Here is a 25,130-nt window from a genome sequence, read left to right as displayed (position 1 = left end):
ATAATTTACTCTTAACTTATTCACAAACTATTATAGCATAAGTAAAAGAGATAGACTATAGAAGTTATTATAGTACTATCCCTTTTGGCATTCTTTTAAATACATTAATTATATGAACATCTTATCACTTTTAACACTTATCGTATTATTGTGTTTTGATAATTTTCCTAATCCTAAGAAGTTATCTGTACTATATACTCTTACAAATTCATCATTCTTATTGAGATTATTTTTCAAAAATCTTTTATCATCTATTGAACCACCATTGCTATAATATTTTATGGCATTAGGATTTAGTACAATATAATTAAACGAATCTAGTACGTAGTCTATATCGTATAAGTATTTATCTAAAGTTTTATTTTCATAAAGTAGTTCTAGTTCTTCTAGTGTTATCGAGTTATCTAAATCAAATTTACCAGAAGATGTCCTATTCAAAAATGACATATGTGCTCCACAACCTAGGTATTCTCCTATATCATGACAAATACTTCTTACATAAGTCCCTTTAGAACATTCAACATAAAACATTACCTTGTTACCTTTTATACTGAGTATTTTTATATCTTTTATATTCACTCTTCTAGTTTTTAAAGTAATTTCAGATTGTCTACCACTTCTTACTAAATCACACATTCTCTTTCCATTTACTTTTAAAGCTGAATAGATTGGAGGAAGTTGACTTATTTCTCCTCTTTGTGTATCAAAAGCTTTTTCTATATCTTCATTACTCAATTTGAAATTATCAACTTTTTTTAAAATTTCACCTGAGGCATCATAAGTATCTGTACTAATACCTAAAGTAAGCTCACATATATATGATTTATCCTTATTTAAAATAACTTCACATACTTTTGTAGCTTTTCCTATACAGATTGGTAAAACACCTGAAGCATCTGGGTCAAGAGTACCTGTATGACCTACTTTTTTTATATTTAAAATTTTTCTCACTCTACTTACAACATCATGAGATGTCATGCCTGTAGGTTTCAATATACTTATAATCTTATTCATTTTTCTGTCACCTTAAATTGATTTTAACACTGCCTCTAATACCATTTTTTTTGCATTATCAATACTATCTTTAATAGTGCATCCAGCAGCTCTTACATGACCACCACCACCAAATAACTTGGCTATTTCACTTACATCAACATAATTTTTTGACCTAAAACTTACTTTAATTTCATTTTGTTTTTTCTCTTTAAATAAAATTCCAACCTCAACATCTTTTATGTCTCTTGTATATGTTGTTATTCCATCAACATCGTTGAAACTTGTATTATTTCTATTCATCATATCCTGAGTCAAAACTATACTAGATACTTTTGATTCAAATATTTCCAAAGATTTTAAGGCTTCTCCTAATAATTTATAATAATCAGAAGAATTACTTTGATATATATTTTGTATTATAGTATTTTTTTGTGCACCTAAAACAAGTAAATTCTTTGCCATTTCAAAGCTACTTGCATGGACATTTGAATATGAGAAGTTTCCAGTATCAGTTACAAGACCTGTATATAAACATGTCGCTATATCTTTATTTATAATCTTAATATCTTTTATTTGCTGGAATCTAATCAATAAATTATAAACTAGTTCACATGTAGAAGATGCATCCTTATCTACATAATTTAAATCTCCATATGAATCATTACTTGCATGATGGTCTATACAGATTAATTTTGATGCATTATTTTTGATTTCATCACTTACACATATTCTTGGTTCATCTCCACAATCAAGTGCTATTAGTGAATACTGATTCATATCAAGTTCATTAGACTTATAAATTTTTACATCTTCAACCAAAAACTTTAAATTTAATGGAGCTTCATCATCAAGTACATAATATACTTTTTTTCCTAAGTTTTTTAGTGTATAATACATCGAAAGTGTAGAACCAATATTATCTCCATCTGGGCTAATATGAGAGGTAACTATAAAATAGTCACCCTCATAAATATAGTTTATAATACTATCAATATTATTCATCATAATTTTCATCCTCATTTTTTTGAGTATTTTTTTCATTAACTCTTTTTATAAGGCTATCCATATACATTCCTTTTTCTATTGAATCATCAATTTTAAACATTATCTCAGGGATATATCTAAGTTTTATATTTTTTCCTACTTCTCTTCTTATATACCCTCCAGCACTTTTAAGTCCTGTTAGTGTAGATTCTTCATCTCCACCTAAAATACTTACATATACATAAGCATATCTTAGGTCATTTGTAACTTCTACATCAGTTACACTCACCATAGATGTTATTCTAGGGTCTTTTACTCCATTTATAAGCATAGTACTTACTACTTTTCTTATTTCTTCTGCTATTCTTCTTGTTCTATTATATGATGCCATACCATCGACCTTCTTTACTAACTGATTTTCTTTGATACGAATTTATAATTTTCTTTCTACTTCTTTAGTTATATAAGCTTCTACTACATCGCCTTCTTTTATATCATTGTAATTTACAAAACTCATACCACATTCGTATCCAGAATTAACTTCTTTTACATCATCTTTGAATCTCTTAAGTGCTGCAAGCTCACCTTCATGTATTATTATACTATCTCTAACTAATCTTACTTTACAATTTCTAAATATCTTACCATTAGTTACATAACATCCAGCTACTGTTCCAACACCAGATATTTTATATATTTCTCTTATTTCAGCTTTTCCTGTTTCTTCATCAACATATTCAGGGTCTAACATACCAGTCATAGCAGCTTGTATATCTTCTATAGCCTTGTATATTATAGTATATGTTCTTATATCAACATTTTCTTTTTCGCCTAGAGATTCTGCACCTGGAACTGGTCTTACATTGAATCCTATTATTATTGCGTTAGAAGCTGCTGCAAGTAATATATCTGATTCTGTTACAGCTCCAACACCTCCATGTATTACTTTAACTTGAACTTCTTCATTTGATAATTTTTCTAAAGATTGTTTAACTGCCTGTACTGAACCTTGTACATCTGCTTTTATAACTATATTAAGGTCTTTTATAGAACCTTCACTCATTTGACTAAATAAATCATCCAGTGATAATCTTTGAGTTGATTTTAACATTTCATCTCTAACTATTTGCTGTCTTCTTGCTGCTACACTTCTAGCAATCTTGTCAGTTGGAACCTCAACAAATTGGTCTCCACCTTGTGGAACTTCTGATAAACCTAATATCTCAACTGCTGTAGATGGTCCTGCTGTCTTTACTCTTTTACCTTTTGCATTTATCATTGCTCTAACTTTACCACATGCAACACCTGCAACTATTGGGTCACCTACTGTTAAAGTACCACCTTGAACAAGTACTGTTGCAACTGGACCTCTTCCTTTATCAAGCTCAGCTTCTATAACAGTTCCTACTGCTCTTTTATTTGGATTTGCTCTTAATTCTTCCATTTCAGCAACCAATAATACCATTTCTAGAAGTGTATCTATTCCTTCTTTTTTCTTAGCTGATACTGGAACTGCTATTACTTCTCCACCCCAGTCTTCAACTAATAGACCTTGGTCTGCTAATTCTTGTTTTACTTTATCTGGATTTGCACCTGGTTTATCTATTTTATTGATAGCAACTATTAAAGGTACTTCTGCTGCTTTAGCATGGTTTATAGCTTCTACTGTTTGAGGCATTATACCATCGTCTGCTGCAACAACTAATATTGCTATATCTGTAACTTGTGCTCCTCTTGCTCTCATTGATGTGAAAGCCTCATGTCCTGGAGTATCTAAAAATACTATTTTTTGTCCATTAATTTTAACTTCTGAAGCACCTATATGTTGAGTTATTCCTCCTGCTTCACCTGAAATCACATCAGTTTTTCTTATTGCATCTAGTAGAGATGTCTTACCATGGTCAACATGTCCCATAACTGTAACAACTGGTGGTCTAGCCTTTAAATCTTCCTCTTTATCTTCTTCAATTTCCATTAAAGCTTCTATTTCTAAAGCTTCTGTATCATCACTTTCAGCTACTGTTAGTTCAAATCCATAGTCTTGAGCAACTAAAGCGGCAATTTCAAAACTTATCTCTTGATTTATTGTTGCCATAGTTCCCATTTTCATAAGCTTCATAATTACTTCTGATGGAGATTTATCTAACTGTGTTGCTAATGCTTGAACTGTTAGCTTTCCATCTATCTCTATAACATTTTCATTTTCTTTAGATGAAGCTTCTAATAATTCCAATACTAAATCTAATTCTTCACCTTCTAATACTGAATCTTTATCAGCTACATTTATATCTAATTCAGCTAACTTATTCATAAGCTCTTCATTTGATATATTTAATTCTTCTGCTATTTGGTATACTCTTGTTTTTGACACAAGATCACCCCCTATTTTATTTTAAATTTCTATTAGTTCAATTATCTTTTTAGAAAAGTTTTCATCTTTTATTCCTATAACTGCTCTTGGAGATTTTCCTATTGCAAATCCTATTTCCTCTTTTGTTGAAAAAAATAGATATGGAATATTTCTAAAAGTTGATTTATCCTTAAAAAGTTTTTTAGTATTATTTGATGCATCTTCTGCTATTAAAACCAACTTTACTTTTCCTTTTTTTAAATCAAGCAAAGTGGAGTCATCACCAGACACTATTTTCCCTGCACGAGTTGCGAGCCCTAAGAATGAAAGTATTTTTTCTTTATTATTTTTCATATTCTTCTAACTCCATAAGTAGATTATCATAGACTTCATCAGGAACATCTATTTTAAAAGCTTTATTTAATGCTTTGCTTTTGATGGCTTTTTTAAGACATTCAGAGCTTTTACACACATATGCTCCTCTTCCATTAGCTCTTCCTGTTGGGTCTAAAAATATTTTTCCTTCTTTATTTTTAACTATTCTTATAAGCTCTTTTTTAGAGTCTCTATCTTGACATGCTATGCATTTTCTTTGAGGCACTTTTTTTACTTTTTTCAAAATCATCCCTCCTTACTCTTCTTCACTAAAATTATCATCTGAAGTATCTAACTCTTCTTGGTTGATAAATTCAGCTTTAACATCCTCATCTTCTATTTCTTTGGAATTTTCAAGATTTAACATTTCTTGTTCTGCTTGAGATTCGCTCTTAATATCTATTTTCCAGTTAGTCAATTTTGCTGCAAGTCTTGCATTTTGACCTTCTTTACCTATAGCAAGCGATAATTGATAATCTGGAACAATTACTAAGGCAGACTTTTCTTCTTCATTTATATCTACTCTAACAACTTTTGATGGGCTAAGTGCAGCTGATATAAACTCTGCTGGGTCTTCACTATATTTTATTATATCTATTTTTTCATCACCAAGTTCATCCACTATATTTTTTACTCTAAGTCCTTTTGGTCCAACACAAGCTCCAATTGGGTCTATTTTTTCATCTATAGATCTTACTGCCATTTTAGTTCTTGACCCTGCTTCTCTTGCTACAGATTTTATTTGAACTATTCCTTCATATATTTCAGGAACTTCTTCTTCAAACAATCTCTTTACTAGACCTGGATGACTTCTTGATACAACTATTTGAGGTCCTTTATTAGTCTTTTTAACTTCAAGTATATATAATTTTATTTTTTGACCTGCTTTATAATTCTCAAATGGTATCTGCTCACTTTGAGTCATTATACCTTCTATTCTTCCAAGGTTAACATAAACAATGTTTTTATTTGCTCTAGCAACCTCTCCTGTAACTATTTCATTTTCTTTTTCTATAAATTCATTATACACTATTTCTCTCTCAGCTTCTCTTATTCTTTGAACAACTACCTGTTTTGCTGTCTGAGCTGCAATTCTTCCAAAGTTTTTAGGAGTAACTTCATGCTCTATGATATCGCCTAATTCATAATTAGGATTTATCTCTCTAGCATCTGCTAACTCTATTTCTAAGAAAGTATCATATAAATCTGATTCATCAACAACGACTCTTTGAGAGAATACTTTTATATCTCCCTTATCTCTATCAAACTCAACTCTAACGTTTTGTGCTGAACCAAAGTTTTTCTTATATGCAGTTAAAAGAGCTTGTTCTATAGTATCTATAAGTATCTCTTTATCTATACCTCTATCAACTACTAATTCATCTAGTGCTTCCATAAATTCATGATTCATTTTTTTATTTCCTCCCTATTTAATATACCACTAAAACTTTATTGCTAATCTGACAATAGCAACATCTTTTCTATTAAATTCCATTTCTTCACTATTTACAATGATTTTTATATTATTATCTTCTGTTAGTCCCACAAGTTCACCTTCAAATTGTTTACACCCATTTAATGCTTTATATAATTTTAAATCTACATCTCTACCTTTGTATCTTACAAAATCTCTATCTTTTTTTAATGCTCTATCAAGTCCTGGAGAAGATACTTCTAAAAAATAATTCTCCTTTATAGGGTCTTTTTCATCTAATATTGGGCTTAATTCTCTACTAACTAATTCACATTCATTTAAAGATATTCCTTCTTCTTTATCTATGTATACTCTTAAGTAGTATTCTCCCGCTTCTTTTACATATTCAACATCAACCATTTCAAATCCATGTTCATCCGTTATTTTAGTTACAATCTCTTCAATTGTAGCTTCTAAATTTTTTTTCATTAAATTTCCTCCTATTCAATTGTAAATGACCAGTTCCTATAATCCCAAATAAAATATATTTAAAAAATTAAACTGGTTCTTAATAATATATTTAAAATAAAAGAGTGAGAACAGCTGTCTCACTCTTAGTTTCTGCAAAGTATACTATTTTCTATACCATGATATCATAAAATTCTTTTATTTGCAACTTTTTGGACTAACTTAAAATAGTGACAATTGATTTCTCTCGCTCATATTCTCAAGTGAACCATGATTGGTAAGAGTTTCTATTACTGTTTTTGATATTTTCGTTCTCTTTCTCAAATCTTCTTTTGATATAAATTCACCATTTTTTCTTTCATTTTGAATATTTATGGCAGCATTTCCTCCAAGACCTTGTATTGCTGCCATTGGTGGAAGTAATGTCTTTTCTCCCACAACTATAAAATCAGTTGCATCTGATTTATATATATCAACTGGCAATAATTTTATTCCTCTAGCATACATTTCAAGAGCAACTTCTAACACTGTTAACATACCTTTTTCTTTTGTAGTTGCATCGTTTCCTAATGCTTCAATTTCATTTATTTTTGATTTTATAGAATCTAAACCTTTAACAATTAAATCTGCATCAAAATCTTCAACTTTTGTAGTAAAGTAAGTTGCATAAAATGCTTCTGGATAGTGTACTTTACAATATGCAATTCTGAATGATGTCATAACATAAGCAACTGCATGTGCTTTTGGGAACATGTATTTAATCTTTTTACATGAACCTATATACCATTCTGGGACATTATTTTTCTTCATTTCTTCAATATGTTCTGGTTTTAGACCTTTACCTTTTCTTACACTCTCCATTATTGTAAAACTCATTTTTGGAGGTAATCCTTTAAATATTAAATAGTTCATTATGTCATCTCGTGTTGATATAACATCTTTCAGCCCAACTATATCTTCTCTAACTAAATCCTGTGCATTGTTTACCCAAACGTCTGTACCATGAGAAAGACCAGATATACGTACAAGTTCTGCAAATGTAGTAGGCTTTGTGTCAAGTAGCATCTGACGTACAAATTTAGTACCAAACTCAGGTACAGCAAGACAACCTATTGGGCAATTTATCTCTTCTGGAGTAACTCCTAATGCTTCTGTGGATGTAAATAAAGACATCGTTTCTTCATCATCTAATGGTATTTCTGTTATGTTTATTCCAGTAATATCTTCAAGCATTCTTATTATGGTAGGACCGTCGTGTCCAAGTATATCTAATTTAAGTATTCTACCACTTATTGAATGATAATCAAAATGAGTAGTTATTACACCACAAGAAGTATCATTTGCTGGATATTGAATAGGGGTAAAGTCATACACATCTTTATAATCTGGTATAACCATAACTCCTCCTGGATGCTGTCCTGATGTTCTTTTTACTCCAGTACAACCATTTGAAAGTCTCAGTACTTCTGCATTTGGGACACTTATATTATTTTCCTCTACATATTTTCTTGCATATCCAAACGCTGTTTTTTCTGCTACAGTACCTATAGTTCCTGCTCTATATACATACCCCTCCCCAAATAATTCTTCTGTGTACTTATGAATTATTGGCTGATAATTTCCTGAGAAATTTAGGTCTATATCTGGCTCTTTATCACCTTCAAAACCTAAAAATACTTCAAATGGGATATCATGGCCATTCTTAGCAAGCTTTCTTCCACACTTTGGGCAGTCCTTATCTGGTAAATCAACCCCTGAACCCCACTCACCTATTTCATAAAAAAATGAGTATTTACAGTCTTCATTTTCACAAATATAGTGTGCTGGAAGAGGATTAACTTCTGTTATATCACTCATTGTAGCCGCAAAAGATGACCCAACTGAACCTCTTGAACCAACTAGATAACCATCTGAAAGCGATTTTGCAACTAGTTTCTGAGCTATAATATACATAACCGCATACCCATTGCTTATTATCGAATTTAACTCCCTATCTAGCCTTTTTTGAACTATTTCTGGTATTGGATCTCCATAGATTCGCCTAGCTTTTTCATAACACATCTCTCTTAATTCCACGTCTGAACCTTCTATAATCGGTGGATAAGTATCATCTGGTATAGGTTTTATATCTTCAACCATATCAGCAATTAAATTGCTATTTTCCACTACAACTTCATATGCCAATTCTTCACCAAGATAACTAAACTCTTCCAACATTTCATCTGTTGTTCTAAAATGTAAATAAGTTTCTTCTTCATCTACTTTAAAACCTTGAGAATATTTAAGAACTTTTCTTAAAACAGCTTCATGTTTATCTAAAAAATGAACATCTCCAGTAGCTACTGGAATTTTATTAAATTTTTTAGCTGTATCAATTAGCTTTCTATTAAGTTCTCTTAACTCTTCTTCATCCTTAACTTCTCCTTTGTCAATCATAAATCTATTATTATCTATAGGCATTACCTCAATATAATCATATAAATCTATTATTTTTTTCATTTCATCATCAGAAACATTCTTCTTTACAGCTTGAAAGACCACTCCTGCTTCACATGCCGAACCAATTATCAGACCTTCCTTATATTCATTTAATACACTTCTAAGTATTCTTGGAGCTCTAAAAAAATGATTTACATGTGCATCTGAAATTATTTTATATAAGTTTTTTATGCCTACAGAATTTTTTGCTATTAAGGTTATATGATTTGTGCTAAGTTTTGTATAATCAATTTTTCCAAGCACATTATTTACATCACTTAAAGTCTTTGCTCCTTTTTCTGTAAGTATTTGTAAGAATTTATTAAATATAAGTGCTGTAGCCTCAGCATCATCTACTGCTCTATGGTGATTTAAAAGAGGTATACCAAGTTCTTTAGCAACAAGATTCAATCTATGTCTTTTTAATTTTGGCAACATTACTCTTGCCAGCATAAGTGTATCTACTTTTTTGTTATTATATAATAAACCTTGTTCTCTGCACTTTTGTGATATAAATCCCGTATCAAACTCTGCATTATGTGCTACTAATACACTATCTCCAACAAATTCCATAAACCTAGGAAGAACCTCTTCAATGGTTGGCTTGTCTTTGATTAGCTCATTAGTTATTCCTGTTAATTCCTGTATCTTATAAGAAATATCTTTTTCTGGATTTATCAATTCGCTAAATCTATCCACAATTTTAAAATTTTCTATCTTTACAGCACCAATTTCAGTTATTTTATCATTCGTGTTAGAAAATCCTGTTGTCTCTATATCAAATACAACAAATGTCTGTGAAAGTTCTTTGTCATTTGCGTCTTCTATAATGAGAGAATCATCTTCAACCAAATATCCCTCTACTCCATAAAGTACTTTAATATTATTTGCCTTACCTGCATTCATAGCATCAGGAAATCCTTGTACAACACCATGGTCTGTTATAGCAATAGCAGGATGCCCCCATTTAGCTGCACGTTCTACAAGCTTTTTAACAGAACAGATTGCATCCATAGAAGACATTTGTGTATGTGCATGTAGTTCTACCCTTTTTTCTTCTGATTTGTCTTCCCTCTCTGGTCTAACCTCTTTTCTTATTCCACTAATCATCATACTAATTTCTCTTTGATATGTATCATAAACTATGTCACCTTTGATTTTTAAATATGCACCTTTTTTAACATTTTCAAGTACTCCATCCTTATTTGTATCTGTTAAAAATAGTTTACAACTTATTGAACTAGTATAGTCTGTAATTGATGCTATCATAAGTATTTTTCCATTTTTAAGTTCTTTAGTTTCAACATCAAATATATCTCCAACAATTGCAACTGTTCCAGAAGATGCATTTAATTCAGCTATATTTTCAATCATAGCATTTGCATTATCTCCATAGACTAAATATTCATCTACTTCAGACTTAATTACATAACTTTCTTCTTCACGCTCTTCACAATTATTAATTTTTCCAATTTCCAAAGCTCTAATTTTTTCTTCCATTTCTCTATCATTAATTCTTATAAGTCTTTCTTTATTCACTTTTTCATCAACAGCTTTTTCAATCGTTATATTTAAATCCAATCCTAATTCTTCACTAAGCACAGTTCTAAGTACATAAATTACATTTTTTTTCATTAATCGCTCATAAAATATACCTTTTGGAAGTTTTATTTTTAATTCTTCATCTAAACAAAGAAATTCTACTTGTTTATACCAACCTGCTATAGATGGACAAAGATACTTTAATATATACAATATATTATTCCAATATTTTTTTATAACATCTTTATTAGATTTTCTTTCAAATCCAGTGAATCTTATCTTCATTCTCATATCTTTAAAATAATCGAGTTTATACATCAATTCTTCTTTAAATTTATCTAAGAGCTCATGAGAAACAATCTCCTTAGAAGTTAGATAAAAATAAACTATCTTGTCTTCTTTAAAATAAACTACTCTATTTATGTAAACTTCTTTAAGTTGCTTTCCAAGGCCACTATTATTAATTTCCAATTTATCTAAATATTCTTTAACACTTTCCATCTATATCCTCCTTTCTCAAAATTATCTTTATATATATTATTACCACTTTTTATCTATTTCTATCTGTTATTCACTTATATTTACTTAGAATTAATATTATAACATAAAAATTTTGTTAATATTAATTTTAGACATTGTAAATTATATACAAAAAGACTATAGATAATTTAAATAAATGAAAACTACCCATAGTCTGTATTTTTTATTTATGTATTACTTGTACTGAGGAACCTCAAAAACTAAACTACTTCCTCCTCCATAAAGACCAATTAGATTTTCCATAATTCCAGAAATTCCATTAGCCCAATTAACATCAGTTGCATATTGATGCCATGTATAATCATAATTCCACTTCATCTTATAGATAGTGTTTTGATTATATTTAGAGCTGTTTATATAATTTTGAGATATCCACTTTGCAGAGCCATCTATAGTAGCTTCTACACTCGTCCATCCATTAGAATATGCTGCTTCTGCCCCTGAAACATTAGCGCTTTTATCTATTGCTCCTATTCCAAAAAAATTGTATACTTTAACTGGTTTACTAAGGGGTTGACCCTTATAAGATGTTATTGTCTGACCTTGAGCAAGCGTAGATTTACCATATGCAGTTTCCCACATAGCATGTGATACCAAATATACAACGTCTATATTGTACTTCTTAGCGGCATTTATAAATGCTGCTCCTTGATTTTTAAAGATACTAGAAGATAAGCCATTAAGATATGAATTTAAACTCGATTCTGAAATACCTCCCGTATAGCTATTAATCTTCAAAAACTGCATCATACCTTTAGTTGTACTTGTAAAGTTTTTAGGATTTAAATAATATTCTATATCACTTGAACTTGCATTTACAAATGAACTTGTTCTTTGAGCTGAAAAAGTACTAAATTCAGGACTTGGAGTACTTTTTCTATTCCCTGGTGCTACTACATTTCCCCCTGCTGCCGCTTTCTCAACTTGTTTACTTATGTGAGATTCCAAAGTATAATTCAAAGATTTGTAATCAATTTTAGCTCCACTTATACCAGACATACCATTTACTTGACCTGATGATGAAGAATTATTTCCATTACTATTTGAATTATTATTAGAATTACTATTTGAGTTATTATTGGATGCATCTGTTGAAGTAGATAAATAATTACCTACTACAAAAGCTTCTTTATTATTAAAGCTAATTTTAGCCCATCCACTACTCTCTGACAATACAGTTACTTTACTTCCTTTATATACCTTCCCTAACTTACTATATGTAGAACCTGGCCCACTTCTTACATTTAATGAAGCTGTATTTACAACCTTATCAGTATTTTTTTTGTCATTACTTTGACTAGAGCCATCTGAGCTACTTTGACCTACCTCTGATAAATACATACTCGATACATACGCATCTTTTCCATTATACTTTATTTTAGACCATCCATTACTTTCTGATATTACTTCCACTTTGCTTCCTTTTGGCAACTTACCTAATAAACCATAACTTGTATTTGGTCCACTTCTTACATTTAATGAAGTTGTATTTACTTGTTTAGTTTTTGAGCTATTGGTTGAGTTTGAGATATCTCCTAAGTAAGAACTAGATACATATCCTAATCTTCCATCATATTTTATTTTAGACCATCCATTACTCTCTGATACTACCTCTACTTTTTGTCCTTTTTTTAGTACAGTTATGATTCTATAACTTGTGCCTGCTCCATTTCTCATATTTAAACTATTTGAAGTAACTTGTTTTTCTTTATTTGTAGATGTTCTTAAAGAATCACCATTTGATTTTGCTATATATTTTGACGAAGCCCAACCTTCTTGTCCAGATTCAGCTTTTATTTTATACCATCCATCAGAAGAGTCTTTAATCAAAACCTTGTCATCTTTCTTAGCAACAAAGGCTATACTACTTTCGGCAGTTGGCTCATTTCTTACATTTAAATAATTTATAGTCACTATACCTACATCCCCATCAGCATGTGCATTTATCATACTTAAGGGTAATACAGCTAATGTTGCTAACGCTGCTTTTTTCTTCACGTACTTCCCCCGCCCTTCTTATACACTAAAACAATTTTAATATAATTATACGACAACTTGTGATTTTAGTAAATATTGTCTATTTACATTTTGTATACATTCTATTTATAAATTCTTTATTCGTCTTATTAAGCTATAGGTTTTTTTAATATGAAAATAGATTTTTTTTATAATACTTATAATGTTACATGTGATTACCACATAAATTTATTTTAAAAACACAGGGTTCTAATAAAGTAACATAAATATCCTAATATGTAGTACAATTTATATATAATAATTTGGAGGTGTAACTATGGATGCAAATAACTTAAAAGAATTGATAGCTAATCATAACAATATAGTATTTTTTGGTGGAGCAGGTGTGTCAACTGAATCTAATATACCAGACTTTAGAAGTTCTACTGGACTGTTTAGCCAGAAACTCAATAAACAATTTACTGCTGAACAATTAGTTTCACATACTTTTTTTGTTAGATACCCAGAAGATTTTTTCGAATTTTATAAAGATAAATTAATATATCCTAATGCAAAGCCAAACAATGCTCATATAGCCTTGGCAAAACTTGAAGAGATGGGCAAACTTAAAGCTATTATAACTCAAAATATTGATGGACTTCACCAAATGGCTGGAAGCAAAAATGTCTTAGAACTACATGGTTCTGTACACAGAAATTATTGTACTAAGTGTGGTAAGTTTTTTGATTTAGAAGCTATGTTAAACCTAGGTGGTAATATTCCTTATTGTGACAAGTGTGGTTCTATAGTAAAACCTGATGTAGTACTTTATGAAGAAGCTCTTGACAATGATGTTATTACTAAAACAATTTCTGCTATAAGTAATGCTGATTTATTAATTATAGGAGGTACATCACTAGCTGTATATCCCGCTGCAAGTTTTATAGATTATTATAAAGGTAAATACATTGCTCTTATTAATAAAGCAAACACAGTTTATGATAAATCAGCTTCTCTTGTAATAAATAAACCTATTGGAGAAGTCTTATATGATGCTGTATTAAGACAAATGTAGATTTATTTCACTATTTTTATTCTATATATGAGTTTTTATGTTGAATTTAAAGTTTATTTTTAGTATTATCTTTGTTATGATGTTTTAGTATAAATATGAATAACTTGAAAGGAGCTTTTTATGAAACTAAAAACTATATCTTTACCAGAACTTAATAATTTAGACCCAACACTAGAATCTACATTTATCAAAATGGGCGAAGAACAAGGTGAATTGGCTGAATGTATAGGTAAATTCAGAAATCTAAGTGGAGAAAATAATGACTTGGATGAAGTTGATATTATAAAGAAAACTGCTAAGGAGCTAATGGATGTAGCTCAGACATGTGTTACTATGATGTTTAAACTAGAAGAACAATATGGTATTAATCTTGATGAAATACGCAAAGAACATATAAAAAAATTAGAAAAAAGAGGCTACATAAAAAATATAGATAAGTAAGATTTATTACTTATACATTATTAAAATAAATATTAAAGATGGTATCACAAAATGATTTTTAATTACATTTGAAGTACCATCTTTTTTATTTATTTTATTTTTAATAGTTTATAAAAAGTCTAAATTCTTTAAGTAAAGCTACTTTTTTATAATAAAGTTTTATTAATCTATTCATTTCTTCTTTCTTCATAAAGTTTACTGTATTCTTCTACAGCTTCATCCCATGCTTCTATATCAGTTATCCCCTTTTCAACAGCTAATAAATGAACCATTTCAGCTAATTTTGATGCTGACTCTATTATTCCCATTTGTTACACCCTCTCTATTGTCAAATACTTACAAAAAATGTTAATTAATTCTAATATCTGTTATTATTATTTCCAAAAACTCTAGTAAATAAAGATTTTTTTATTTTTTGACATAATTAGAATATATACACAAAACAATAGGATATTTTTAGTTGCAAAAATTCCTATATAAAATCTAACTATTATTAAATTTTTTATATATTAAATTGAGAGATAATGAATATATTTATATAGATACATATTAAATTTATTATAGGAGAGAATATTATATGTTTAAAATTTTCCTTTTTTCTAGTGAACAATTTGTAAGCCTCTTTATATTTGGATTATTTCTATACTATTGTCCAAAACTAACAAAAAATATTTTGCCTTATAGTTACACAGTCGAGAAGATAATTTGTACATTAATGGTAATAGTTATGGTTTTAGAGCAATTCTTAATTATTTCTTCTGGTAATTATAGTACTCTAAATTCTTTGCCAATTGGAATTAATTATATCTGTATATACCTGTGTATAGCCATACTTATTTTTAAACAGTATCATCTTTTTAATATCTTTTTTTCATGGAGTTTGGTTTGTTCAGTTGGAGAACTCATTTTTTCTAAAAACTTGGGTTATGAATTTCCTAGCTTGATATATTTTATATTTGTCTTCTCTAAATGTCTTATAATTTATGCAAATATCTATATGGTCGATGTTAGAAAATTTAAAGTTAACAGATATGCACTTAGAGATAATTTAGCTATTTGCTTTATTTATTTTTCATTCATATTTTTACTAAACACATTTACCAATTCGCAATACTATTATGGTTTTTTAAGCCATAGCACAACTGCTATTTTTACATTTATTTTTGTTACTAGTATTATGTACATACCTGCTCTTTTGTCTAATAGAGATACTTTTATACTTGAAAAAAAGAAAAAGAGTAAATAATTTATTTAAATTTAAAAATAAAGCCACATGGATAATCTTAAATCTAAGTAATTATCCATGTGGCTTTATAGGTTATATATTTTATGATTGTTATTTTATATCTCTGCTAAATAGTACAATGTTCTAACAGGTTCTCCTGTTGCACCCTTTGCTTTGTATCCAATTGATTTTGATGATGTACTTGTGCCAGCTATATCCATATGTATCCATGGAGTATCACCAACAAATTCACCAATAAAAGCTCCTGCTGTTATACATCCAGCATTTTTACCTCCTGTATTTTTAAGGTCTGCTTCTTCACCTTTTATCATATCTCTAAATTCATCATAAATTGGCATCTTCCATACCCTTTCACCTGATAAAGCAGATGCTTTTTCTAGTTTACAATAAAATTCATCATTATTTGTCACTACAGGAGTTGCGACGTTACCCAATAATGTTAAAGCAGCACCCGTTAATGTAGCTACATCAACCACCTTTGTTACCTTTTCATTATTTATGATGTAATATATTGCATCAGCTAATGTAAGTCTACCTTCTGCATCTGTATTTAAAACTTCAATAGTTTTCTTTGCCATAGAATTAATTATATCTCCAGGTTTATATGAGCCTCCTGATAAAGCATTTTCACATGCAGCGACTACTGCTATAACATTTCTCTTTAATTTATTTTGAGATATAGCACACATGGCGCCTATGACACTTGCAGCACCAGCCATATCTGTTTTCATATCTAACATAGAAGCATTTGATTTTAAAGAATATCCACCTGTATCATAAGTCAATCCTTTACCTACTAGACCAAGTATATCTTTACTTTCTTTGTCTCCAAAATATCGCATAACTATGAATCTTGGTTTATTAATAGAACCTCTTGAAACAGCAAAAAAAGCTTCCATTCCTAATGCTCTTATTTTTTCTTCTTCATATACTTCAACATTAAACCCAAACTCTGCTCCAAGTCTAACTGTTTCTATTGCTAACGTCTCTGGATAGATTATATTTGATGGTTCATTTACTAGATTTCTAGCTATTATATTTGAATTAGCTAATATCTTAGCTTTTTCAATTTGACACTCCGCTTCTTTTTCAGTAAATATAATTATATTATCTATTTCCTTTTTTTCAAAATCATTGTTTTTTGACTTATACTTATTAAATTTATAATCTCCAAGTAATACCCCTTCTGTAAAAGCACCTATTTCATCACTACTTAAGTCGAGATTCAGTATATTAATATCATTACTCTTATATTCTTTATTTTTCAATATATTTTTTAACTTCTTACATAAGTTTCCACCTATGATTCTAATCTTTTCTGTATTTAATAACTCTCTCTTACCAAAACCAACAAAACAAACATTCACTAAACTATCATTTTTAAACAATGTTACAGTGTCTATATTATTTTCTTTAGCTTTAAAATCTCTACTTACTAAATTTAATTCATCAAAAGGTGTAGAAACATCTTCACCATCAAACATAGCTATTACTGTTATAGTATTTTCCAAACTTTTTAATATTTCTTTAGAACATTTTATCTTCATAATAAAGCCTCCTTTTTAAAACAACTGTTCTATTATAGTTTTAGTTTCTTCTAAAGAAGCAAATAATTTATCTTTATTATCTATATCTAAGCAATCCATTTTATCACTTATTATAGATACAAATTTTAATATTTCATCATCTAGTATCTTTTCTCCATTTTTAGTTATTCCATAAAATGTATTTCGTCTATCTCTACTATCTTCTTCCCTATACACATACTCTTGCTCAACTAATTTATTGAGTAATATACACAAACTAGAAGTAGATACATGTAAATCCCTACTTAAATTTTTAAGCTCTATTTTATCATGTTTCCTTATCTTTACTAAAGCAAAAAATTGTCTTTCTGTAAGAATCTTACTTTTTTTATATCTTTCATTATTAATAATTTTTATTAAATTATGAAAGTTATTCATACTTTCTAACAACAAAATAGATAACTCTTTATCGCTCATAACACTCACCTCAAAACTAATGATTTATAACTCCCTCTTATATCTCAAATACGTTTATATATCTATAACATAATACTACTTTTCTTTTTATAATTATACTATATATCAACTTTATTATCTATTTAAATTGTTTTAAGCTAAAATCTTACTATATATAAACATTTAAATCACATAACAAAATAGTGGGATTTAAACTAATCCCACTACCTTATTTAAAACTACAGCCATATTTGTAAATATTTTATCTTATTCTTGCATATTATTTTTGTCTTGATTTTTATTACTTTGAGATATGTTTTGAATTTTCTCCAATACTCTAGGAGTTATAGATAATATATTATCTACAAGATTAATATTGCTATCTAAACTCATTATTCTAGTCTCTCCACTTTCAACAACTACAAATGCTACTGGTTGCACAGATATAGCACCTGCGCTACCTCCAGCAAAATTCGTATCTGCTTTTTCATTTTTTGATTCAATTTCTTTATCTTTCTCATCATATCCTTTTGAGTATTCTCCTCCTCCTATACCAAATCCAATCGTAACTTTTGATATAGGTACAACTACTGTAGTATCTGTTTTTATAGGGTCTCCTATAATAGTATTTGCATCTATAGAACCTTTAATTGTTTCAAGAGTTGTTTCCATAAGACTTTGTATCGAACCTGTTGCTCTCATTACTATCACCTTCCTTATAATTTCCTTTATTCTTATTCATAATCTTATTAATCATTATTATAGTACGAAATAAATCTTTTATTCTTGACCTTATATGTATCCTTATATTTCCCAAAACATAATTTTTTGTAAAATCCGGATTTACATTTAAATACATTTTTTCTGCATCAATTATATTAAATAAATTTCCATATAGAGTATTTATTAATACATACACAGAAGATGTTAAGCCGATATTTTCAGTTCCAAAATTAATATTTGAATAAAGTTCATGTATTTTTATTTTTTTTAATAGTCTATAAACGCTTAAAAGGTCATCAGCTAATAATATACCTGAATCTATATTATTCTTCATCCCTTCTTTTTTATCATTATTTTTACTATTTTCAGCTGGATAAAGTTGTCTATTTATATTTATTAAATTAAACATGTATTTTATATTAATTGTTAGAATAATATCGTTGTTATTTATATCAGCTACTAATAAGATGTTTATATGAGATATTAAAATCAATATAAGTATACTTATTATAAAAATTATAGCTATTATTAAATACTTAAAATTAAATAATTCATTAAACTCCATGTTTATATTATCATCAAAAAATTACTATTTATACTTAATTATCCATATTTATTTCGATATAATTTTAATTTTATATTTACACAAAAAAACACAATAACTTAGAGCATTTTAAATCCTTAAAAATTTAAAATCGCAAACTAAATTATTGTGTTTTTAATTTTAATGCTATCACTATACATGTACAACATTTTATTCATTTGTAGCTACTTCTTGATAATTTTCTATAGGAGGCAACTCTTCAAGGGTTTCTATATTTAACAATTTTAAAAATTCATCCGTTGTTCTATAAATTATAGGTTTACCTATCTTGTTAAGTCTACCAGCCTCTTTTATAAGTTCATTTTCAAATAAGGTCTGTAATACCTTATCGCACTTTACTCCTCTTATATCTTCTATCTCAACTTTTGTTATTGGTTGCTTATAAGCAATGATAGTAAGAGTTTCTAATGTGGCCTGACTCAGACTTTTCTTTTTCTTTGGTTCAATAATCTTCTTTATATATTCCGCATAATCTTTATTTGTGCACATTTGATACTTGTTTTCTAATTTAATTATCTGGATACCTCTATTTTTTTCTCTATATTCCTCAATAAGTGAATTTAACATAATCTCTATCTCTTTTGATGAAAGTTCTTTATTTATTATATAGTTTAATTCTTTTATACTTATTGGTTCTCCATATGCAAACATAACAGACTCTATAATATACTTTATATCTTCTCTTTTCATTTTAACACTCCGAACTTTTTCTTATTAGAATATCATCAAAAAATATATCTTGTACTACTACTATTTCTTTTTCTTTTATAAGTTCTAATATAGATAAAAAAGTAGCAATTATTTCATCATTTTCATATGATTTTATGATATTTGTGAAAGTAACTTCAAGCTTCTCTTTTATAATATCTCTTATATATAAGATTTTTTCTTCTACAGATATTATCTTCTTCCTTACTATTTTATCTAGTTTCTCATCATTAGAATTTTCAATTTGTGATGTTTTAACTTTAAATATGTATGGAAGTATATTTTTTATTGCTTCTATTGATATATCTTCTAAATCTACATTATCATCAATAATTATTTCTTCTTTATTTCTATAAAATCTCTCATTGATATAAGTTATATTTTCTTTTATATCTTGTGATGCCATCTTGAACTTTCTATATTCTTCTAACTTTTCCATAAGTTCTATTCTTGGGTCTTCCTCTTCATCCTTTTGCTTATAAAGCAGATATTTGGATTTTATCTCTAGGAGTTTTGATGCCATAGTTATAAATTCGCTAGTTATTTCTAAATCCATTTTATCTAACACTTTCAGATAATTTAGATACTGCTTGGTTATATCTATTATAGATATATCCTTTATGTCTATTTTATGTTTTGTTATTAAATCATACAGTAAATCTAATGGCCCCTCATAGACTTGCAATTGTATATTATACTTCATACCAATCCCTCTTTAATCTATTTATTGTATTAAACGAATAAATATACTATTTTTAGTAGTACAGCATATATTGGAGTTAATATTATTCTATATATACCAGTAAATAAAGCAATTAATAAAATTATATAACTCATACTTTCAAATTTGTACACATATTCATTCCATTTATATGGTACAAATGTAGATATAACTCCCCATCCATCAAGTGGTGGTATTGGAAGCAAATTAAACGCTGCAAATCCAATACTATATAAAAACACATATTCAGCTATTGTGTTTATCGCATACATATGCACATACTTATTTATAATTACACAAAGTATGGCAGTCAAAAGATTACAAAAAACACCTGCAAGTGAAACTATCAGATTTCCTATTTTGTAGTTTTTAAAGTTATTTGGATTTACTGGTACTGGCTTTGCCCATCCTATTCTAAGAATAAACATAGCCAAAAGACCAATTGGGTCAACATGTCTTACAGGATTTAATGTCATTCTACCATAAGATTTAGCTGTATCATCTCCCAATAAGTGAGCTGAATAAGCATGGCCAAACTCATGTATTGATATTGCCATAGCTATACCAACTAAACTTGCTACTATTTCTCCTATATTCATACTTAACATTAATGTACATCTCCTAAATTAAATTTTTAATACTATTATAACAATTAAATAACTTATAATCAAAATTATTTTATATTATAATAATTTTAACATATCAGCATAAAATTAAAATTCACTTTTTATTTTATAACTTTTATTATTATATCATATTCATTGTGAAAATATAATAATTACGCCTACTGTAAATAGAATATTATGTTGACATGAATTGACATTATTGTTATTTTATTTGTGTATTACAAATGAAAGGAGTAATAAAATGAACAATCTTGCAGAAAAAAATGAGCTTAAATTTAGATATGCAGTTGAATCAGATACACCTCTTATATTAAACTTCATAAAAGAACTTGCTTCTTATGAGAATCTATTAGATGAAGTTATCGCTACAGAAGAGATACTCAATGAATGGATATTTGTAAAGAAAAAAGCTGAGGTTCTGATTGGTGAATATGATAATGAAGCTATAGGCTTTGCTTTATTTTTTCATAATTTTTCGACTTTTCTTGGTCGTGCAGGAATTTATCTGGAAGACTTATATATCAAACCAGAATTTCGTGGCAAAGGCTATGGCAAAACATTTCTAAAAAAACTAGCAAATATTGCTATAGAGCGTGGCTGTGGTCGTTTGGAATGGTGGTGTTTAGACTCAAATAAACCAAGTATAGATTTCTACCTATCAATGGGTGCAGAACCAATGGAGGATTGGACAGTATATCGAATTGCTGGAGATACCCTTAATAATTTAGCAAAATAAATTACATATAAATAAAAATAGCAACTGAGATAGATAAAGTTGCTATTTTTTTATTCATATTTAGATTTTAGTCAATATCATACAAGAAGTACAAAAAAATATGTGTTACACTTTATATAATGTGAAGGGAGGTTACTTAAGTGAAGCAAGAAGAACGCACAGTATGTTTTGATAAGGAATTGAAAATCGAAGCATATAGATTTAAAGGTATAATGCAAAAGTTCCCAAACCATTTTCATGAACATTATGTAATTGGTTTTATAGAAAAAGGTCAAAGATATTTATCTTGTAAAAACAAAGAATATACCACAAGTACTGGGGATTTGTTACTTTTTAACCCTTTTGATAGTCATACTTGTGAACAGATAGATAATAAAGTGCTTGATTACAGATGTATAAATATTAAACCAGAAATAATGAAAAAAACTGTATTTGAAATTACAGGAGAAAATTATTTACCTAAGTTTAATCAATCTGTGATATTTCGTAGTGAGCTAGTACCTCTACTACAAGAATTACATCATATAATCATGGAAGAAGAGTTAGATTTTAAAAAGGAAGAACTTTTTTTCTTTCTCATTGAACAATTAATTGAAGAATATACTGAACCAAATTTGCAATTTAACTTAGAAAAAACAAGTATAGAAATTCAAGCAGTATGTGATTATCTAGAAGACAATTATGCTGAACGTATATTGCTTGATGAATTAAGTGCTATAGCAGGAATGAACAAGTACTCATTACTTCGCAACTTTACAAAATTAAAAGGTATTACACCATATAGGTACTTAGAAAATATACGAGTAAATAAGGCTAAGAGACTTTTAGAAAATGGTGTAGAACCTATAGATGCTGCCATACAGACAGGCTTTGTAGACCAAAGTCACTTTACAAATTTCTTTAAGAATTTTATTGGTCTTACTCCAAAGCAATATCAAAACATATTTATAAACAATGACAAAAACAACTTTAAATAAAAAGGAGAAATAAAAATGGAAACTAAAAATTCAAAATGTGTTATGGTAATAGATGAAACTTTACCAATGGGAATCATATCAAATACTGCTGCTATAATGGGAATTACACTAGGAAAATTTGCACCAGAGACTGTTGGTTCAGATGTGCTTGATAAAACAGGAAACATACACCTAGGAATAGTTGAGCTTCCTGTTCCTATTTTAAAAGGTAACAAAGAACTTATAAAAGATTTACGAAAAAAATTATATAGTACTGAATTTGAAGAATTAACTGTTGTAGATTTTTCAGATGTTGCACAAGGTTGTAATGTTTATGATGAATTTGTTCAAAGAATTGCTAATGTACCAGAAGATGATTTACAGTATTTTGGTATAGCAATCTATGGAAACAAAAAGAAAGTGAATAAACTTACTGGTAGTATGCCTTTACTTAGATAAATATTAAATAGACCTAAATATAAAATAATATTCTAAGTTTTATATATTTATCAAGTTCTCTATAAAAAACATAAAATTAGACAATCCTTCTATAAAAACAAATAAAAATACCCCTATAGTAAATAATTCTATATGGGTATTTTTTATGTCGATTGTAATTATATATCATTTGGCAATTATTTATATCATATTATCAATTATTCTTTGAAGCATTTGTAGATAGCTTGCTTTATTTATATCTTTAGTATTTATCAATTCTACTTCACCTATTACTTTTTTATCTTTACATATCTTTATCTTTCCTAAAACAGTTCCTTTTTTAATTGGCATTTTAGGATTTTTTACTATTTCAATTTTCTTATCAAACTCTTTAGAGCTTCCTTTTTTAATAAGTGCATTTAAATCTTCCTTAGCAACTAATTTAACTTTGTTTTCATCTGCCTTATCCAATGTAAGGGTTGCTACATTATCACCTTTACTACATAACTTAACACTTTCATAGTTAGCAAATCCATAGTTTAAAAGACTAGACGCATCGTTAAATCTTTCTGGAGAAGTCTCTGCTCCTAAAGTTGCTGCAACTAGATGAGTATTACCTCTCTTTGCTGCTGCTGATAAACAGTATTTTGCTTCTTGAGTAAATCCAGTTTTAACACCAGTTGCTCCTTGGTAATGCTTTATAAGTTTATTAGTATTTGCAAGACCTACTGTAACTTGTTTCTTACCTACCACAACTTTATCCATCCATGTAGTTAAGTATTTACTTATCATTTCGTGTTTTAACAGTTCTCTAGACATTAAAGCTATATCATGAGCAGATGTATAGTGGTTTGCAACTGGAAGTCCATTTGTATTTGCAAAATGAGTATCATTCATATTTAATTCTTTTGCTTTAGCATTCATTCTGTCAACAAATCCTTCAACACTTCCAGCTAAATGTTCAGCCATAGCAACACAAGCATCATTTGCAGAAGCAACAGCTATACCTTTTAATAATGTATCAACCTTTTGAGTCTCTCCTGGCTCTAGGAATATTTGACTACCACCCATACTAGATGCAGTTTCACTTACTTGAACTTCATCATCAAGCTTAATCTTGCCTGAATCTAAAGCTTCTACTATAAGTAGCATTGTCATTACCTTCGTTACACTAGCAGGAGGAAGCTTTTTATGAGCATCCTTTTCGTATAAAATTTGTCCACTACCAACATCCATCAAAATTGCTGATTTTGAAGATATATTTAGTTGGTTGGCATCAGCATTTTCCTTATTATTTGCAAAAGAAAAGCTTAAAGGAGTAAGCGCAAGTAATATAGCCAAAGCAGTACTAGCTAATTTTTTCATCGATGTCACCTCTTAAAGTTTATTTAAACTTATTTTCTCACATTTAACTTTTTTTATTCTAAATGCCTAGATATACCTTGACCTAAATTTTTTTTCTTCTCAAGCTTTTTAAAATAACCTTCTAAAACACCTTTATTAGATGCATTTTCTATTATTTCAAAAGCATCTTCATAATTCATGCCATATTCTCCTGCTATTTCCATCTTGGTTTGTTTTAAGGCTTTTATAGCATTTTGTCTTGAAATATTATCCATAAGAATCCTCCTCTTAGTAAAATTTATATATAATTAGTTTTTACTAATAAAAGATTGTTATAATTGGTATTTTATGTAATATATGTTTTTCAATATCACAAATTAAAAAGACCTCCTGCAATTCTTAAGATAATATCAACTAGATTTTTGAT

The 25,130-nt window shown here is 28.6% G+C and carries 25 protein-coding genes; 5 read left to right on the top strand and 20 right to left on the bottom strand.

What is annotated here, in order from left to right; translation table 11 throughout:
* Window positions 1-108 precede the first annotated feature (108 nt).
* The 10 genes from truB to acd all read right to left on the bottom strand — a co-directional run bounded on the left by truB (window position 109) and on the right by acd (window position 13,145).
* Window positions 109-1,014 (bottom strand): tRNA pseudouridine(55) synthase TruB, encoded by a 906-nt coding sequence (gene truB / locus Q3287_RS05105; protein WP_407963612.1) that lies wholly within the window; start codon window positions 1,012-1,014, stop codon window positions 109-111.
* A gap of 12 nt (window positions 1,015-1,026) precedes the next feature.
* Window positions 1,027-2,010, bottom strand: a complete 984-nt coding sequence (locus tag Q3287_RS05100) for a bifunctional oligoribonuclease/PAP phosphatase NrnA (RefSeq protein WP_147628925.1) — start codon at window positions 2,008-2,010, stop codon at window positions 1,027-1,029.
* Complete coding sequence (gene rbfA / locus Q3287_RS05095; protein WP_054269799.1) at window positions 1,991-2,371, bottom strand: 30S ribosome-binding factor RbfA; 381 nt, start codon at window positions 2,369-2,371, stop codon at window positions 1,991-1,993. The genes Q3287_RS05100 and rbfA overlap by 20 nt, the downstream gene beginning before the upstream one ends.
* Window positions 2,372-2,413: 42 nt before the next feature.
* A complete protein-coding gene (gene infB, locus Q3287_RS05090; protein WP_054269798.1) occupies window positions 2,414-4,351 on the bottom strand; it encodes a translation initiation factor IF-2 in 1,938 nt (645 codons plus the stop codon).
* Window positions 4,352-4,372: 21 nt separating this feature from the next.
* Window positions 4,373-4,684, bottom strand: coding sequence for a ribosomal L7Ae/L30e/S12e/Gadd45 family protein (locus Q3287_RS05085; RefSeq protein ID WP_054269797.1), 312 nt, complete (start codon window positions 4,682-4,684; stop codon window positions 4,373-4,375).
* Window positions 4,674-4,955, bottom strand: coding sequence for an RNase P modulator RnpM (gene rnpM / locus Q3287_RS05080; protein WP_003419469.1), 282 nt, complete (start codon window positions 4,953-4,955; stop codon window positions 4,674-4,676). Before rnpM ends, Q3287_RS05085 begins: the two co-directional genes overlap by 11 nt.
* Window positions 4,956-4,961: 6 nt before the next feature.
* The gene (gene nusA, locus Q3287_RS05075; protein ID WP_407963611.1) at window positions 4,962-6,116 is read right to left on the bottom strand and encodes a transcription termination factor NusA; all 1,155 of its coding nucleotides are present in this window, start codon (window positions 6,114-6,116) and stop codon (window positions 4,962-4,964) included.
* A 30-nt stretch (window positions 6,117-6,146) separates the two neighbouring features.
* Complete coding sequence (gene rimP / locus Q3287_RS05070; protein WP_054269795.1) at window positions 6,147-6,608, bottom strand: ribosome maturation factor RimP; 462 nt, start codon at window positions 6,606-6,608, stop codon at window positions 6,147-6,149.
* 201 nt (window positions 6,609-6,809) lie between these two features.
* The gene (locus Q3287_RS05065) at window positions 6,810-11,108 is read right to left on the bottom strand and encodes a PolC-type DNA polymerase III (RefSeq protein ID WP_407963610.1); all 4,299 of its coding nucleotides are present in this window, start codon (window positions 11,106-11,108) and stop codon (window positions 6,810-6,812) included.
* Window positions 11,109-11,321: 213 nt separating this feature from the next.
* Complete coding sequence (acd, locus tag Q3287_RS05060; protein WP_407963609.1) at window positions 11,322-13,145, bottom strand: N-acetylglucosaminidase; 1,824 nt, start codon at window positions 13,143-13,145, stop codon at window positions 11,322-11,324.
* 295 nt (window positions 13,146-13,440) lie between these two features.
* Between acd and Q3287_RS05055 the strand changes: the two genes are divergently transcribed.
* Both Q3287_RS05055 and Q3287_RS05050 read left to right on the top strand, forming a co-directional pair.
* Complete coding sequence (locus tag Q3287_RS05055; protein ID WP_054269792.1) at window positions 13,441-14,178, top strand: NAD-dependent protein deacylase; 738 nt, start codon at window positions 13,441-13,443, stop codon at window positions 14,176-14,178.
* Between the two features lie 120 nt (window positions 14,179-14,298).
* The gene (locus Q3287_RS05050) at window positions 14,299-14,619 is read left to right on the top strand and encodes a MazG-like family protein (protein WP_009905401.1); all 321 of its coding nucleotides are present in this window, start codon (window positions 14,299-14,301) and stop codon (window positions 14,617-14,619) included.
* 167 nt (window positions 14,620-14,786) lie between these two features.
* Here Q3287_RS05050 and Q3287_RS05045 read toward each other — a convergent pair whose 3' ends face one another.
* The 8 genes from Q3287_RS05045 to Q3287_RS05010 all read right to left on the bottom strand — a co-directional run bounded on the left by Q3287_RS05045 (window position 14,787) and on the right by Q3287_RS05010 (window position 21,211).
* Window positions 14,787-14,927 carry a hypothetical protein gene (locus tag Q3287_RS05045; RefSeq protein ID WP_054276308.1) on the bottom strand — a complete coding sequence of 47 codons (141 nt, stop codon included), beginning with the start codon at window positions 14,925-14,927 and terminating at the stop codon, window positions 14,787-14,789.
* A 1,033-nt stretch (window positions 14,928-15,960) separates the two neighbouring features.
* Window positions 15,961-17,412, bottom strand: a complete 1,452-nt coding sequence (locus Q3287_RS05040) for a leucyl aminopeptidase (RefSeq protein ID WP_407963608.1) — start codon at window positions 17,410-17,412, stop codon at window positions 15,961-15,963.
* 15 nt (window positions 17,413-17,427) lie between these two features.
* On the bottom strand, window positions 17,428-17,868 hold the full coding sequence (locus Q3287_RS05035) for a MarR family winged helix-turn-helix transcriptional regulator (RefSeq protein ID WP_054269788.1): 441 nt from the start codon (window positions 17,866-17,868) through the stop codon (window positions 17,428-17,430).
* A gap of 246 nt (window positions 17,869-18,114) precedes the next feature.
* Window positions 18,115-18,519 (bottom strand): spore germination protein GerW family protein, encoded by a 405-nt coding sequence (locus Q3287_RS05030; protein ID WP_074179047.1) that lies wholly within the window; start codon window positions 18,517-18,519, stop codon window positions 18,115-18,117.
* The gene (locus Q3287_RS05025) at window positions 18,503-19,135 is read right to left on the bottom strand and encodes a DUF2953 domain-containing protein (protein ID WP_407963607.1); all 633 of its coding nucleotides are present in this window, start codon (window positions 19,133-19,135) and stop codon (window positions 18,503-18,505) included. Before Q3287_RS05025 ends, Q3287_RS05030 begins: the two co-directional genes overlap by 17 nt.
* Window positions 19,136-19,324: 189 nt before the next feature.
* Window positions 19,325-19,864, bottom strand: a complete 540-nt coding sequence (gene scpB / locus Q3287_RS05020) for an SMC-Scp complex subunit ScpB (protein WP_054269785.1) — start codon at window positions 19,862-19,864, stop codon at window positions 19,325-19,327.
* Between the two features lies 1 nt (window position 19,865).
* Window positions 19,866-20,585, bottom strand: a complete 720-nt coding sequence (locus Q3287_RS05015) for a ScpA family protein (RefSeq protein WP_021384043.1) — start codon at window positions 20,583-20,585, stop codon at window positions 19,866-19,868.
* Window positions 20,586-20,614: 29 nt separating this feature from the next.
* Complete coding sequence (locus Q3287_RS05010; protein WP_021384047.1) at window positions 20,615-21,211, bottom strand: site-2 protease family protein; 597 nt, start codon at window positions 21,209-21,211, stop codon at window positions 20,615-20,617.
* A 259-nt stretch (window positions 21,212-21,470) separates the two neighbouring features.
* On the opposite strand from Q3287_RS05010, the gene Q3287_RS05005 reads away from it, so the two are divergent.
* The 3 genes from Q3287_RS05005 to Q3287_RS04995 all read left to right on the top strand — a co-directional run bounded on the left by Q3287_RS05005 (window position 21,471) and on the right by Q3287_RS04995 (window position 23,380).
* Entirely contained in the window at window positions 21,471-21,965 is a 495-nt protein-coding gene (locus Q3287_RS05005) for a GNAT family N-acetyltransferase (RefSeq protein ID WP_054276305.1), read from the top strand.
* 140 nt (window positions 21,966-22,105) lie between these two features.
* The gene (locus Q3287_RS05000; protein ID WP_407963606.1) at window positions 22,106-22,942 is read left to right on the top strand and encodes an AraC family ligand binding domain-containing protein; all 837 of its coding nucleotides are present in this window, start codon (window positions 22,106-22,108) and stop codon (window positions 22,940-22,942) included.
* Window positions 22,943-22,957: 15 nt separating this feature from the next.
* Window positions 22,958-23,380 carry a DUF2000 domain-containing protein gene (locus Q3287_RS04995; protein ID WP_054269782.1) on the top strand — a complete coding sequence of 141 codons (423 nt, stop codon included), beginning with the start codon at window positions 22,958-22,960 and terminating at the stop codon, window positions 23,378-23,380.
* A 180-nt stretch (window positions 23,381-23,560) separates the two neighbouring features.
* Here Q3287_RS04995 and Q3287_RS04990 read toward each other — a convergent pair whose 3' ends face one another.
* Window positions 23,561-24,724 (bottom strand): D-alanyl-D-alanine carboxypeptidase family protein, encoded by a 1,164-nt coding sequence (locus tag Q3287_RS04990; protein ID WP_054269781.1) that lies wholly within the window; start codon window positions 24,722-24,724, stop codon window positions 23,561-23,563.
* A gap of 53 nt (window positions 24,725-24,777) precedes the next feature.
* Entirely contained in the window at window positions 24,778-24,978 is a 201-nt protein-coding gene (locus Q3287_RS04985; RefSeq protein ID WP_021384062.1) for a CD1290 family small acid-soluble spore protein, read from the bottom strand.
* Between the last annotated feature and the right edge of the window lie 152 nt (window positions 24,979-25,130).

This window comes from Clostridioides sp. GD02404, assembly GCF_045898275.1.
GTDB lineage: Bacteria > Bacillota > Clostridia > Peptostreptococcales > Peptostreptococcaceae > Clostridioides > Clostridioides difficile_A.
Note: the sequence above shows the minus strand (reverse complement) of the source record. Positions and strands in the feature narration are given on the sequence as shown.

Bases quoted from the DNA above. Each gene is read 5' to 3' on its own strand.
- Q3287_RS05015 (WP_021384043.1), bottom strand. From the start codon at position 20,585: ATGAAGTATAATATACAATTGCAAGTCTATGAGGGGCCATTAGATTTA.
- rimP (WP_054269795.1), bottom strand. From the start codon at position 6,608: ATGAAAAAAAATTTAGAAGCTACAATTGAAGAGATTGTAACTAAAATA.
- Q3287_RS05040 (WP_407963608.1), bottom strand. From the start codon at position 17,412: ATGAAGATAAAATGTTCTAAAGAAATATTAAAAAGTTTGGAAAATACT.
- rnpM (WP_003419469.1), bottom strand. From the start codon at position 4,955: ATGATTTTGAAAAAAGTAAAAAAAGTGCCTCAAAGAAAATGCATAGCA.
- Q3287_RS05065 (WP_407963610.1), bottom strand. From the start codon at position 11,108: ATGGAAAGTGTTAAAGAATATTTAGATAAATTGGAAATTAATAATAGT.
- Q3287_RS05025 (WP_407963607.1), bottom strand. From the start codon at position 19,135: ATGGAGTTTAATGAATTATTTAATTTTAAGTATTTAATAATAGCTATA.
- Q3287_RS04995 (WP_054269782.1), top strand. From the start codon at position 22,958: ATGGAAACTAAAAATTCAAAATGTGTTATGGTAATAGATGAAACTTTA.
- Q3287_RS05035 (WP_054269788.1), bottom strand. From the start codon at position 17,868: ATGAGCGATAAAGAGTTATCTATTTTGTTGTTAGAAAGTATGAATAAC.
- scpB (WP_054269785.1), bottom strand. From the start codon at position 19,864: ATGAAAAGAGAAGATATAAAGTATATTATAGAGTCTGTTATGTTTGCA.
- Q3287_RS05045 (WP_054276308.1), bottom strand. From the start codon at position 14,927: ATGGGAATAATAGAGTCAGCATCAAAATTAGCTGAAATGGTTCATTTA.
- Q3287_RS05100 (WP_147628925.1), bottom strand. From the start codon at position 2,010: ATGAAAATTATGATGAATAATATTGATAGTATTATAAACTATATTTAT.
- Q3287_RS04990 (WP_054269781.1), bottom strand. From the start codon at position 24,724: ATGAAAAAATTAGCTAGTACTGCTTTGGCTATATTACTTGCGCTTACT.
- Q3287_RS05055 (WP_054269792.1), top strand. From the start codon at position 13,441: ATGGATGCAAATAACTTAAAAGAATTGATAGCTAATCATAACAATATA.
- nusA (WP_407963611.1), bottom strand. From the start codon at position 6,116: ATGAATCATGAATTTATGGAAGCACTAGATGAATTAGTAGTTGATAGA.
- Q3287_RS05085 (WP_054269797.1), bottom strand. From the start codon at position 4,684: ATGAAAAATAATAAAGAAAAAATACTTTCATTCTTAGGGCTCGCAACT.
- Q3287_RS04985 (WP_021384062.1), bottom strand. From the start codon at position 24,978: ATGGATAATATTTCAAGACAAAATGCTATAAAAGCCTTAAAACAAACC.
- Q3287_RS05030 (WP_074179047.1), bottom strand. From the start codon at position 18,519: ATGGAAACAACTCTTGAAACAATTAAAGGTTCTATAGATGCAAATACT.
- Q3287_RS05010 (WP_021384047.1), bottom strand. From the start codon at position 21,211: ATGTTAAGTATGAATATAGGAGAAATAGTAGCAAGTTTAGTTGGTATA.
- Q3287_RS05005 (WP_054276305.1), top strand. From the start codon at position 21,471: ATGAACAATCTTGCAGAAAAAAATGAGCTTAAATTTAGATATGCAGTT.
- Q3287_RS05050 (WP_009905401.1), top strand. From the start codon at position 14,299: ATGAAACTAAAAACTATATCTTTACCAGAACTTAATAATTTAGACCCA.
- rbfA (WP_054269799.1), bottom strand. From the start codon at position 2,371: ATGGCATCATATAATAGAACAAGAAGAATAGCAGAAGAAATAAGAAAA.
- truB (WP_407963612.1), bottom strand. From the start codon at position 1,014: ATGAATAAGATTATAAGTATATTGAAACCTACAGGCATGACATCTCAT.